Raw genomic sequence first — 13,638 nt, forward strand, 5'->3', positions numbered from 1 at the left:
TTTTGAATAATATGAATGATTCTAAAGGAGATTGATGAAAATGGCAGAAAAAACATTTACAGTAACAGCAGATACAGGAATTCATGCTCGTCCAGCAACTGTGTTGGTACAAGCAGCAAGCAAATATGATGCAGATGTAAACCTTGAGTACAATGGTAAAACTGTTAACTTAAAATCGATCATGGGTGTTATGTCTCTAGGGATTCCAAAAGGATCTCAAATCAAAATTATTGCTTCAGGTTCTGATGCAGACGAAGCGGTTGCAGGTCTTGGTGAAACTTTAAAAAATGAAGGGTTAGGCGAATAATGAGTAACCTTAAAGGGATTGGAGCTTCGGCAGGTATTGCTATAGCTAAAGCCTACCGTCTTGAAGAACCAGCACTAAATATTGAACAAAAAACAATAGCAGATAAAGAAGCAGAAAAGCAACGTTTTGATGATGCAATAAACAAGTCAAAATCAGAGCTTGAAAAAATCAAAGACCATGCTAATCGTGAACTAGGTGCAGATAAAGCTGAAATTTTTGCAGCACACTTACTCGTTTTAAGTGATCCTGAGTTGTTAAATCCAGTAGTAGATAAAATTAACGCTGAAGGTGTTAATGCTGAGTTTGCAATGAAGGAAACAGCTGATATGTTTGTTTCTATGTTCGAATCAATGGATAATGAATATATGAAAGAACGTGCAGCTGACATTCGTGACGTAACTAAGCGTGTTATTGCTCACTTATTAGGGGTGCAAATTCCAAACCCTAGTCTAATTTCAGAAGAAGTAGTCATTATTGCTGAAGATTTAACACCATCTGATACTGCTCAATTAAATCGTCAATATGTTAAAGGATTTACAACAGACATTGGTGGACGTACTTCTCACTCTGCAATTATGGCCCGTTCTATGGAAATTCCAGCTGTTGTTGGAACAAAGCAAGCTACATCAACGATTGAAAATGGTGTAATGGTTATTGTTGATGGATTAGATGGTGATGTTATTATTGATCCATCTTCAGATGTTATTGCTCAATACGAAGAGAAAAAGGCAAAGTATGAAGCTCAAAAAGCAGAATGGGCAAAGCTTGTAAATGAACCTACCGTTACAAGTGACGGTCAGCATGTTGAGCTCGCAGCGAATATTGGAACACCTGATGATGTTAAAGGTGTATTAGAAAACGGCGGTGAAGCTGTTGGACTTTATCGTACGGAATTCTTATACATGGGAAGAGATCAGCTTCCAACTGAAGATGAACAATATGATGCTTATAAAACTGTTCTGGAAAGAATGGGTGATAAGCCGGTTGTTGTTCGTACTTTAGACATCGGTGGAGACAAAGAATTACCATACTTACATCTTCCAAAAGAAATGAATCCATTCCTTGGTTTTAGAGCGATTCGTTTATGCTTGGAAGAACAAGAAATTTTCAGAACACAATTACGTGCATTATTACGTGCAAGTAGTTATGGAAATCTAAAGATTATGTTCCCAATGATCGCAACAATTTCTGAATTCAGAGAAGCAAAGGCGATTCTTTTAGAAGAAAAAGAAAAATTAGTTGCAAATGGTGTACAAGTATCTGATTCAATTGAGATTGGTATGATGGTAGAGATTCCGTCTACAGCTGTCATGGCTGATCAATTTGCAAAAGAAGTAGATTTCTTCAGTATTGGAACAAATGATTTAATTCAATACACAATGGCTGCAGATCGTATGAATGAGCGTGTGTCTTACTTATATCAGCCGTATAATCCAGCTATCTTGCGTCTAATTTCTATGGTAATCGATGCAGCCCATAAAGAAGGTAAATGGGCAGGTATGTGTGGTGAAATGGCTGGCGATACAATCGCTATTCCATTATTATTAGGTTTAGGTCTTGATGAGTTCTCTATGAGTGCTACATCAATCCTTCCAGCACGTACTCAAATTAAAGGTTTATCTAAAGAAAAGGCACAAAGTATAAAAGAAACGGTTTTATCTATGAGTACAACTGAAGAAGTCGTTGCATTTGTGAAAGAAACTTTCCAAATCGACTAATGAGCAAAAAGACAGGCAGAATATGCCTGTCTTTTTGACGTTCTTTATAGATAATACATACACCATTAAGGGAAAGCTAACCTTAGTATAAAAGGAAGGAGTTTTCTATAATGGACAATTTCAAAATTGGTGAAGAAGTATATGTGATCTATAGAAATCCTCATGCTGTAAATGTGGCAAATATTGAAAAAGCAGAAATTGTTGAGCACCCTACTAATCAAAAGGAATTGGCGATTTTCCTACACGATGCATACCATCCACTAGCAGAAGATGATGCTGTATTTTCTAGTTTTGAGGAAGCCGAAGAACTTTACAACCAGTTATTTGATTACCAACAATTCGATTAAGTTAATAGGAAATATTTGAATCGATTATTAGATAACGATTAAGCAAAAGGTAAATATGTATAGAATCTCTTAAAGGATGGTACTATCATGATTAAACCTTTTGTTCCACAATTAGTTTATATAGAACCGAGAGCTCTAGAATACCCACGTGGCGTTGAACTAAAAGAAAAATTTGAAAAGATGGGTCTTGAGATTAGAGAAACAACCTCTCATAACCAAGTCCGAAATATTCCAGGTAAGAACCACCTTCAGCAATATCGAACAGCCAAATCTACTTTAGTTGTCGGTGTAAGAAAAACGCTCGAATTTGATAGCTCCAAACCATCTGCTGAGTATGCAATCCCTCTAGCAACTGGATGTATGGGGCATTGTCATTACTGTTACTTACAAACTACAATGGGTAGTAAACCGTATATTAGGACATATGTTAATGTAGATGAAATACTTGAGCAAGCTAAGGATTATATGGAGGAGCGTGCTCCAGAAATTACACGGTTTGAGGCCTCTTGTACGTCTGACATAGTAGGGATTGACCATCTTACTCATTCTTTAAAGTCAGCAATTGAATTTTTTGGGCAAACAGATATGGGAAGGTTACGTTTTGTAACAAAATTTCATCACGTCGACCATTTATTGGATGCAAAGCATAATGGAAAGACTCGTTTTCGATTTAGCATAAATGCTGATTATGTAATAAAAAACTTTGAGCCAGGGACATCTCCTCTTGATAAAAGAATTGAAGCTGCAGTTAAAGTAGCAAAGGCAGGGTATCCGTTAGGATTTATTGTAGCTCCAATTTATATTCATGAAGGCTGGCAAGAAGGGTACAAAACTCTCTTTGAAAAGCTGGATGCATCTCTCCCTGCTGATGTACGAGATGATATAACGTTTGAAATGATTCAACACCGTTTTACAAAGCCAGCAAAGCGAGTGATTCAGAAAAATTATCCGAAAACGAAGCTTGAATTAAATGAGGAAGAAAGACGTTATAAATGGGGCAGATATGGGATAGGTAAATATATTTATCAAAAAGATCAAGAACAGGAATTACGTGATACATTAGAGGATTATGTTGATCATTATTTTCCAACTGCCAAGGTTGAATATTTCACCTGATAAAAATACTCTCATCGTAACGTTGATGAGAGTATTTTTTTGTTATTTCGAAACTTTAACTTCCAATTAAACTTCATATATATGGTAAAATTAGTTTAATCATACATAAGGGGTGTATCTATGGATATGTCATTAAATGGTAAAAGCGCACTAGTTATTGCTTCCAGCCAAGGACTTGGTAAAGCCATTGGCTGGAAGCTTGCAGAACAAGGGGCAAATGTTATGTTATCTAGTCGGGATGAAGAAAAGCTTAAAAAAATAAAACATGAGCTTAGCCAAAATAGTCGTGGACGTATTGAATACAAAGTATGTGATATAAAAAACAAAGAAGAAATAGAACAACTTGTTACTTTTACACAAACTCAATTCGGTGCTATCGATCTACTTGTTAATAATGCAGGAGGTCCACCAGCGGGTACATTTGAAGAAATGACTGATGAAGATTGGCAGCATGCATTTGAATTAAACTTACTTAGTTATATCCGCATTATAAGAGAAGTGCTCCCCTATATGAAAAAAAGCGGTGGAAAAATCGTAAATATTGCTTCTTCTTCTGTAAAGGAACCAATCCCTGGTTTAATTTTATCTAATACTTTTCGAACGGGTATTGTAGGTTTAACCAAAACTCTGGCTTCAGAATTTGCATCATATGGAATTTTAATTAATACAGTTGCTCCAGGTCGTATCTCAACAGATCGCGTTGCCTCTTTAGATGAGATCGCAGCAAAGAAACAAGGAGTATCAAAACAAGATGTTGAGGAGAGTGTAAAAGATAAAATTCCTCTAGGCCGTTATGGTTTACCAGAAGAATTTGCCAATTATGCTACATTCCTCCTTTCAGACTTAAACTCCTATATGACGGGTCAAACATTTTTGGTTGATGGTGGAATGGTGAAATCAATTTAATGAAAATAAGGAGAGGTTAGCTTCTCCTTATTTTTACTTGTAAGGAAGGAGAGGGGCAATTTGATTACATATCCAATTTTGCAAAAAGGTGCGACAGTTGGAGTAACAGCACCTTCATCTGGGATTCCCGATGAACTTCACTCAATGTTTAGACAGGCCTTAGTAAGCATGGAAAACAAAGGATACAAAACTTATTGTGGTGAAACAGTATGGACACAGGATAAAGCTAAATCTTCATCAGCAAAAAAACGAGCATATGAATTTATGTCCATGATGAAAGATGATGAAATTTCACTTATTGTTCCCCCGTGGGGCGGTGAGCTCTTAATTGAAGTTCTTGAACATATTGATTTTGATAGCATACAGAATAAATGGGTAATGGGTTACTCTGATACAAGTGCATTGCTCCTTGCTATTACTTTGAAAACAGGAGTGGCAACAGCTCATGGAACAAATCTTGTAGATCTACGAGGTGTATATTCTGACTCGACCACTGAAAAATGGGAAAGTGTTTTAGGGACAAAAAGAGGAGAGCTAATTTTGCAGAATTCCTCAGAGAAATATCAAAAGCAATGGGATCATAACAATCCTTCACCGTATGTTTTTCATTTAACTGAAAAAACTGAGTGGAAGACTATTTCTAAAGATAAGGAAGAATGTAAAGGGCGTCTACTCGGGGGATGTATCGATGTGATCCGACATCTAGTAGGTACGCCATATGGACAAGTTAGCAAATTTCTAGATTCTTATTTAGAGCGCGATGATAAAGTAATTTGGTATTTTGAAAACTGTGAGCTAAATACAACGGATTTACGTAGGTCTCTTGTTCAAATGAAACTTGCAGGTTGGTTTGATTCTTGTTCAGGAATATTATTTGGAAGAAGTGCTGCGAATCAATCTATAGACAATTATCACGTAGTAGATGTTTATAAAGATTTGTATAACGAACTTCAAATCCCGATCATATATGATATAGACTGTGGTCATGTACCACCACAACTAACATTGGTAAATGGAGCATATGCTGAAGTGCTGGTTCAAAATGGAGAAGGAAGAGTTTCACAGGTGTTCATTTAATAATGGATTCGTTCAAGTACATTAAGGAGGAAGTAAGATGAATCAAACAATTGGTTTTATTGGTCTTGGCGTTATGGGGAAAAGTATGGCAAAACACATATTAAAAGCTGGATATCCTTTGAACATTTATACTAGAACAAAGGAAAAGGCTGAGGAACTGCTATCTTTAGGAGCTGAATGGAAAAGTACGGTTGCGGAGCTTTCAAATGAGTCTGATATTATTATTACAATGATTGGCTATCCGCAAGATGTTGAGCATGTTTATTTAGACGAAGCAGGTATTATTTCATCTGCAAGACCAGGTACATACGTGATTGATATGACTACTTCTCAGCCCTCCTTGGCAAAGAAAATTCATGAAAAAGCGAAGCAAAAAAATATTTATGCACTCGATGCCCCAGTGTCTGGAGGAGATATTGGTGCACGTGAAGCTCGATTAGCGATTATGGTTGGTGGACATAGAGAGGCGTTTGATCATTGTTACCCGTTATTTGAAATAATGGGACAAAATATTGTGTACCAAGGTGAAGCTGGCTCTGGACAACATACGAAAATGTGCAATCAAATTGCGATCGCATCGGGTATGATCGGTGTTTGTGAAGCCGTTTCTTATGCAAAAAAATCAGGGTTAGACCCAGCTAATGTACTAAAAAGCATTACAACTGGTGCAGCAGGAAGTTGGTCGTTAAGTAATCTTGCTCCACGTATGTTAGAGGAAGATTATGAACCAGGCTTTTTTGTAAAACATTTTATTAAAGATATGGGAATTGCGTTGGATGAATCAAACGAAATGGACCTTTTCACTCCAGGATTAAAGCTTGCACATGAGCTTTATGAGAAACTCGCTGAAGAGGGGAATGAAAATAAAGGGACGCAGGCTTTAGTTAAATTGTGGGATAAAGCTGAAGTTAATAACTAAAATATTGTAGTAATTTGAAACTTTTTCGTTCAATATACGTCAATTATAGAGATGGAAAGACAATGTGAAACGATTCATGTTGTCTTTTCTTTTTGACGCTATGGTATTCCTCCCATTACTTCATTTATTTTCACATGAATGTCATAAAGCAAAGCTACCTCTTCATTGATGATAATGGTAAAATAAAGGGTAGCCTAAAAAATAAGTTATTTTGAAATAGATCTAAATTGATAGGAGGAAAGCGACTTTGACAGAACAAAACACAAATAAATCAGAAGAGCGGAAACTACGAAAGTCCAGATATGTCAGAATCAATGTGTTCTTTTTTCTTGTCTTTCTGTTGTTTGTCGCTCTTATCGTTCGCTTAGGAGTTGTACAAATTGTTCAAGGAGAAGAGTTTTCAAAGGAAGTCTCTAGAACAGAATCAGATTATGCAAGCTTACCAGCACCACGTGGCAAAATGTATGATCGTTACAATCGTGTTGTAGTAGACAATACAAGAGTACCAGCCATCACATATACAGTTGATAAAACAACATCAGCTGAGGATAAAATTGAAACGGCGAAAAAGCTTGCAGAATATATTAATTATGAGAACGACTTCTTAACAGATGAGCTTAAAGATCGTGATATTAAAGATTATTGGTTAGCTTCTCACCCAACTGAGGCAAAAGAACTTCTTTCTAAAAAAGAACTAGAGCTGAAGCCGTCAGAAACATACAAATTACAAGTAGAGCGTGTGCCAGAGGATGAGTTTAATACAATTAAGTCTGATCCTGAACAGATGGAGTTAGCGTATATCTATACACGCTTTTCTTCAGGATATCAGTATGAACCACAAGTTGTGAAGTCACTAAACCTAACCGATGAGGAAGTATCACTTGTTGCTGAGCATTTGGAGCAGCTTCCTGGGGTAGATGTGATTACTGACTGGGGAAGATCTTATCCATATGAATCACTTAGCTCTATATTTGGTTCTGTAACCTCTCCTGAGGAAGGGATACTTCAATCTCGTGAAGATTATTACAAAGCAAGAGGCTATGCTAGAAATGAAAGAGTCGGGAGAAGTTATTTAGAATATCAATACGAGGATTATTTAAATCCTCGTAAAGCAAAAGTAGAATATATTTCAGATAAAGATGGTAACATCATTTCTGAAGAAGTTGTAGATGAAGGACAAAGAGGGTATGATTTGAAGCTTTCTTTTGATATGGAACTTCAAATGGAAGTGGAAAAAATTGTAGAAGAAGAATTACTTCGGGCAAGTAAGAGTCACTTTTTAATGGACCGGGCATTTGTTGTTATGATGGACCCCTACCAAGGTGATGTATTAGCAATGGTAGGGAAACAATTAGATTCTAAAAACCGTAGCAAAATTATAGATTATCCTTATGGTACATTCACTACTCAATATGAGGCTGGCTCTACGGTTAAAGGTGCAACTGTCTTAGCTGGATATCAGAAGGGAATTCCAATCGGACAAGGATATTACGATACAAAGCTTTATTTTAAAGGAACCCCACCAAAAGGTTCTTATCGAAATCTTGGATATATGACCGATTTAAGTGCGTTAAAGCTATCTTCTAACGTGTATATGTTTTATGTTGCATTAGAGATAGCTGATATTGAATACCAGAAAAACGGACCATTAAATGTTTCAAGTGAGGATTTCCAAAGACTGCGAAATTATTTTGCACAATTTGGATTAGGTGTACCTACAGGTATTGACTTACCACAGGAATCCTCTGGATTATTAAGTACACCAGATACAGCGGGTAAGATTTTAGATATTGCTATTGGTCAGTTTGACACATATACACCGCTTCAGCTGGCACAATATGTTTCTGTTATTGCAAATGGTGGCTCAAGGGTTCAACCACGTATTGTCACAAGTATTCATACACCTGTTGAAGACTCAACATTAGGACCTATAGCTGTTGATAAGTCTCCAAATGTGTTAAATAAAGTTAATAACACACCGGAGGAAATTGAAAGAGTTCAACAAGGTTTCAGGTTAGTTGTTACCTCTGGAACAGCTTCTGCTTATATTGATTATGATGTTGCTGGTAAAACTGGAACATCTCAAACCAATTACTATGGTCCAAAGCGAGAGTATTGGGGTAGAAAAACAAATAACTTAAACTTTATAGGATATTATCCTTCTGAGAACCCTGAAGTGGCTTTCAGTGTTGTTGTTCCGTGGGCTAGTAACGATAAAGATGCAGTTAACAAACACATTGCAAATCGAATCGTAAAAGCGTATATGGATCTACAAAAGAAGTATTTAACAACAACAGAGATTGAAACACAAGAAGATACAGAAACTGAATAATCTAAAAACAGTCTGTCATTGAACATGGCAGGCTGTTTTTTATTTTAAAAAACAATAAGTAAGGAATCACACATAAATCCCTTCTCTTTTCACAAAATAACAATGAAAACGAAAGGGAGTGATCAACTTGGCAAAAAGAACAAAGAAAAATGACCCACAGCAAAAAAATAAAAAAGGTTTTGATTCAAGTGTTATCGATTCTGAATTCAGTCATGAAGTAGGAAGTACAGACACAAATAAAATTCACAAAGACAAAGCGAAGAAAGAAAAAGCTTCTAAAAACAATGGTGAATATAAAGGATAAAAACTTGGTGCTCAGCCAAGTTTTTTTGTTTAAACAATCTTAGCAAAGTGAATTTTTATAGATTAAATGTTGAATATTTTATTAGTTTCATTATATGATAGATATAGAAACATACCGACCGGTTAGTTGGTGTGGGAGAAGGAGTGAGAACGATTGAATTTTTCTTATTCAGAGAAGGTAATATCACTTCAAGAGAAACTACATACTTTTATGGAAGAATATGTTTATCCTAATGAACAATTGTATGAACAACAGTTAGGTGAACAACAATCACGATGGACAACAATACCTCCTATTATGGAAGAGCTCAAGGACAAAGCAAAGGCACAAGGTTTGTGGAATTTATTTCTACCAGATAGTGAGCATGGGGCAGGTCTGTCGAATATTGAATATGCTCCGTTATGTGAAATTATGGGAAGGTCACTTATTGCTCCGGAGGTTTTCAACTGTAATGCACCTGACACTGGCAATATGGAAGTGCTAGTTCGGTATGGAACAGAAGAGCAAAAGCAACAGTGGCTTATGCCATTATTAGATGGAAAGATTCGTTCTTGCTTTTCAATGACTGAGCCAGAAGTGGCTTCAGCTGATGCGACAAATATTTGTGCAACGATTGAAAAAGACGGAGATGAGTATGTGATCAATGGCCGTAAGTGGTGGTCCTCAGGTGCGGGAGATCCAAGATGTAAAATAGCCATTGTTATGGGGAAAAATGATCCTGAAGCTCCAAAGCATGAACAGCAATCTATGATCTTAGTACCACTAGATACTCCAGGTGTAAAAATTGAACGTGTTCTACCTGTTTTTGGATACGATCATGCACCACATGGTCATGCAGAAATTTCTTTTCAGTCAGTTCGTGTTCCAGCAGCAAATATGATTCTAGGAGAAGGAAAAGGCTTTGCTATTGCACAGGGAAGATTAGGTCCAGGGAGAATACATCACTGTATGCGTCTAATTGGAGCAGCAGAAAGAGCGCTTGAACTTTTATGTAAGCGTGTACAAAGTAGAGAAGCATTTGGAAGAAGCCTTTCCCAACAAGGAGTTATTAGAGAGTGGATTGCTGACTCTAGAATTGAAATTGAACAAGCAAGGTTACTAACCCTCAAAGCAGCATATATGATGGATACAGTTGGGAATAAACAAGCTAAAGCAGAAATTGCCATGATTAAGGTTGTGGCCCCTTCTATGGCACTAAAGGTGTTAGATCGTGCCATTCAAGCGTTTGGAGGAGCTGGTGTGAGTGAAGATTTTCCATTAGCAGCTCAATGGGCAAATGCAAGAACACTAAGAATAGCAGATGGTCCAGATGAAGTTCATCGCGCCCAAATAGGTAGGCTGGAATTAAAAAAATATCAGTAGACAGTAAGGAGGGAATGACTATGCATATTAAGGATTTATTTGATTTATCAGGTAAAACAGCTGTTATTACAGGTGGTGGAAGAGGACTCGGAGAACAAATTGCAGAAGGAGTTGCAGAAGCTGGAGCTAATATTGTTTTGTGCTCAAGAAAAGAAGAGGCATGTGTTGAAGTCGCAAATCGTTTAGCCAAAAATGGTGTTCAAGCACTTGGTCTTAAGTGTGATATTACTAAAAAAGAGGATATTACCTATGTTGTTAATGAAACAATGAAACGATTCGGACAAATAGATATTCTTGTTAATAATAGTGGAGCAACATGGGGAGCCCCTGCCGTAGAAATGCCACTTGAGGCATGGCAGAAGGTAATTGATGTAAATGTGACCGGAACATTTTTAATGAGCCAAGCGGTTGGTAAAGAGATGATTAAACAAAAAAGTGGAAAAATCATAAATATTTCATCTGTTGCAGGCCTAGGGGGAACAGATCCCAATTTAATGGACACCATCGGGTATAACACAAGTAAAGGAGCTGTTATTACTCTTACAAAAGATTTAGCCGCTAAATGGGGACAGTACAATATTAATGTAAATGCTATTGCTCCAGGATTTTTTCCAACAAAAATGTCAAAGGTTATCATTGAGCATGGTAAAGACCATTTTCTTTCAGGAACACCTCTGAAGCGATTTGGATCAGATCAAGATTTAAAAGGGGTTGCTGTATTTTTAGCCTCAAGAGCATCAGATTTTATAACAGGTGATGTACTTGTTGTCGATGGTGGCACACATGTGTTATAAAACTAGCTTTATCGTTTTCTATCATTTTTCTTTAGGAGGTATGTAAATGGAAAGCAATCAAAAGTGGTTGGCTAAATATCCTAATTCAATGTCTAATAATGTTGATATTCCTCATATTTCTCTACCTGAAATGCTACAAAATACTATTAAAAAATACGGGAATCATGAGGCAATTTCTTTCTATGGTAAGAGATTTACGTATCATGAAGTGGCAAAAATGGTTTTTGCGTTTACATCAGCCCTCCAACAGTCAGGTGTACAAAAAGGTGATAGAGTTGCGATTATGCTACCTAACTGTCCACAGTATGTTGTCTCCTATTACGGTGCCTTAGGTGCTGGTGGGATTGTTACTCAGCTAAATCCTATGCTTGTTGAAAGAGAGCTAGAGTATATTTTAAATGATGCTGGTGCTGAAACAATTGTTGTTTTTGACAGTATTTACCCTAGAGTAAAGTCTATACAGTCAAAAACACAGTTGAAAAATATCATAACTGTTAGTCTTCAACCTTCTGGGAAAGATCAGGAAGAGGATGACACATTTGAGAGTTTTCTAGCTAAGCAGAACGGTCAGGTTTTACCAGTTAATATTGAGCCGGAACATGATATCGCGGTATTACAATATACGGGAGGAACGACTGGACGTTCAAAAGGAGCTATGCTAACTCACCGAAATGTCGTTGCAAATGCTGTACAATCTTATGAATTTTTTAAAGAAGAAATTATTATGGGACAAGAAAAATGTTTGACAGTCATTCCGTTATTCCATGTTTTCGGAATGTCTAGCTGCATGAACCTTACCATCTTGTGTGGAAACTGTTTAATCATGCTCCCGAGATTTGATTTAGAGGAGGTGCTACAAACAATTAAGAAGGAACAGCCTACAGTGTTTCCAGGCGTGCCAACGATGTATGTAGCAATTACTAACCATCCTAAAGCTGAGGAATATGGAATTGATTCAATTAAAACGTGCAACAGTGGAAGTGCTCCAATGCCTGTTGAATTGTTGAATGAATTTGAAAGAAAAACAGGGGCCAAGATTTTGGAGGGTTATGGACTTTCTGAGGCTTCACCCACTACTCATTGTAACCCGCCATTTGCAGAAAGGAAGGCTGGTACTGTTGGGTTAGGGTTGCCTAACACTGCTTATAAAATAGTGGATGTAGCAACAGGAAAACAGGAAGCACCAATTGGAGAGCTGGGAGAACTAATTATAAGTGGGCCACAGGTGATGAAAGGCTACTGGAATATGCCTGAGGAAACAGCTGTTACACTTAGAGATGGCTGGTTGTTTACTGGTGATATTGCAAGAATGGATGAGGAAGGCTATGTTTCAATTGTGGATCGTAAAAAAGATCTCATTATTGCAAGCGGTTACAACATCTATCCGAGAGATATTGAAGAAATTCTATATGAACATCCTAGTGTTCAAGAAGCAGTTGTCATTGGTATACCTGATGAGTATCGAGGGGAAACGGTAAAAGCATTTATTGTCTTAAAATCAGGGAAAACAGCAACAGAAGAGGAAATGATAGAATACAGCCGTAAACATTTGGCTACCTATAAAGTTCCAAGGTTTATTGAATTTCGGAAGGAATTGCCTAAAACAAATGTCGGAAAGATTTTAAGACGTGCTTTGAGGGAAGAAGTATTAAAACAATAAAGAATTCAATCTATTTTACTGATAACTAAAAGGATAAATACTTGAAATTAACCATAGTTAAAACTGTTAATAGCTCTAAACAAAGACATCTTAGCCTATGGTATAATCTGAAAAAAGTAGAATAGATTGAGAGGATATGAAAATGAAAGAGAAAATAAGAGAGCAAAGTATTCAACTATTTGCAACAAAAGGCTTTAAAGAAACATCCATCCAAGATATTGTAGATGCTCTCAATGTCACTAAAGGAACATTTTATTATTATTTCACTTCTAAGGAACAGCTGTTAATGGATATACATCTGCAGTATATTGATGATTTGTTAGAAAAACAGGAAAGCATTATAAAAAACGAATCCATGAATTGTAAGGATAAGTTGTATAACATCGTTTATATGCTCATTCATGATATTGAAAAAGAAGGATTAAGTGCAAAGGTGTTCTTTCGTGAAATGCGTAACCTTAATGAAGATCATCTTACATTAATAGTCCCGAAACGAGATCAATTTAGAATCAATATCCAAAAATTATTAGATGAAGGTATTGAACAAAACGAAATTCGCTCTGATTTACCGACAGATATTGTAACACTCAGTATATTAGGAATGACTAACTGGAGCTATTTTTGGTTTGATCCTCAAGGAAGGGCATCAGACAAGGACGTTTCAGAGGTGTTTATTAAAGTGTTATTAGAAGGATTGGCTGTGTAATTGCCTGATGATGCAAGATTAACTTGCATCATCAGAAAAATTTTTGAACAAAACATACCGACTGGTTAGTAAGTAAAAGGAGGATTTATC

13 protein-coding genes are annotated in these 13,638 nt (G+C 36.6%); all 13 read left to right on the top strand.

All coding sequences use genetic code 11. From position 1 onward, the window contains the following. Positions 1–40 precede the first annotated feature (40 nt). Positions 41–307 carry a phosphocarrier protein HPr gene (locus D9842_RS02640; RefSeq protein ID WP_121661152.1) on the top strand — a complete coding sequence of 89 codons (267 nt, stop codon included), beginning with the start codon at positions 41–43 and terminating at the stop codon, positions 305–307. After that, complete coding sequence (ptsP, locus tag D9842_RS02645; RefSeq protein WP_121661153.1) at positions 307–2,025, top strand: phosphoenolpyruvate--protein phosphotransferase; 1,719 nt, start codon at positions 307–309, stop codon at positions 2,023–2,025. Before D9842_RS02640 ends, ptsP begins: the two co-directional genes overlap by 1 nt. A gap of 110 nt (positions 2,026–2,135) precedes the next feature. Further along, a complete protein-coding gene (locus tag D9842_RS02650) occupies positions 2,136–2,372 on the top strand; it encodes a transcriptional regulator SplA domain-containing protein (protein ID WP_098797972.1) in 237 nt (78 codons plus the stop codon). 87 nt (positions 2,373–2,459) lie between these two features. Then, a complete protein-coding gene (splB, locus tag D9842_RS02655; RefSeq protein WP_121661154.1) occupies positions 2,460–3,488 on the top strand; it encodes a spore photoproduct lyase in 1,029 nt (342 codons plus the stop codon). Positions 3,489–3,608: 120 nt separating this feature from the next. Continuing rightward, positions 3,609–4,394: an SDR family oxidoreductase gene (locus D9842_RS02660; protein WP_121661155.1), complete on the top strand. Its 786-nt coding sequence runs from the start codon at positions 3,609–3,611 to the stop codon at positions 4,392–4,394. 60 nt (positions 4,395–4,454) lie between these two features. Beyond that, complete coding sequence (locus D9842_RS02665) at positions 4,455–5,471, top strand: S66 family peptidase (RefSeq protein WP_121661156.1); 1,017 nt, start codon at positions 4,455–4,457, stop codon at positions 5,469–5,471. 37 nt (positions 5,472–5,508) lie between these two features. Then, entirely contained in the window at positions 5,509–6,390 is an 882-nt protein-coding gene (locus D9842_RS02670; RefSeq protein ID WP_121661157.1) for an NAD(P)-dependent oxidoreductase, read from the top strand. A 247-nt stretch (positions 6,391–6,637) separates the two neighbouring features. After that, positions 6,638–8,722: a peptidoglycan D,D-transpeptidase FtsI family protein gene (locus D9842_RS02675; RefSeq protein ID WP_121661158.1), complete on the top strand. Its 2,085-nt coding sequence runs from the start codon at positions 6,638–6,640 to the stop codon at positions 8,720–8,722. A 127-nt stretch (positions 8,723–8,849) separates the two neighbouring features. Further along, positions 8,850–9,026, top strand: a complete 177-nt coding sequence (locus D9842_RS25610) for a hypothetical protein (protein ID WP_162987278.1) — start codon at positions 8,850–8,852, stop codon at positions 9,024–9,026. 153 nt (positions 9,027–9,179) lie between these two features. Next, entirely contained in the window at positions 9,180–10,388 is a 1,209-nt protein-coding gene (locus D9842_RS02680) for an acyl-CoA dehydrogenase (protein ID WP_121661159.1), read from the top strand. 20 nt (positions 10,389–10,408) lie between these two features. Next, positions 10,409–11,182, top strand: coding sequence for an SDR family oxidoreductase (locus D9842_RS02685; protein ID WP_121661160.1), 774 nt, complete (start codon positions 10,409–10,411; stop codon positions 11,180–11,182). Positions 11,183–11,228: 46 nt separating this feature from the next. Then, positions 11,229–12,842, top strand: coding sequence for a long-chain-fatty-acid--CoA ligase (locus D9842_RS02690; RefSeq protein WP_121661161.1), 1,614 nt, complete (start codon positions 11,229–11,231; stop codon positions 12,840–12,842). Positions 12,843–12,984: 142 nt separating this feature from the next. Beyond that, complete coding sequence (locus tag D9842_RS02695) at positions 12,985–13,548, top strand: TetR/AcrR family transcriptional regulator (RefSeq protein ID WP_121661162.1); 564 nt, start codon at positions 12,985–12,987, stop codon at positions 13,546–13,548. Positions 13,549–13,638 lie beyond the last annotated feature (90 nt).

This window comes from Metabacillus litoralis, assembly GCF_003667825.1.
Lineage (GTDB): Bacteria > Bacillota > Bacilli > Bacillales > Bacillaceae > Metabacillus > Metabacillus litoralis_B.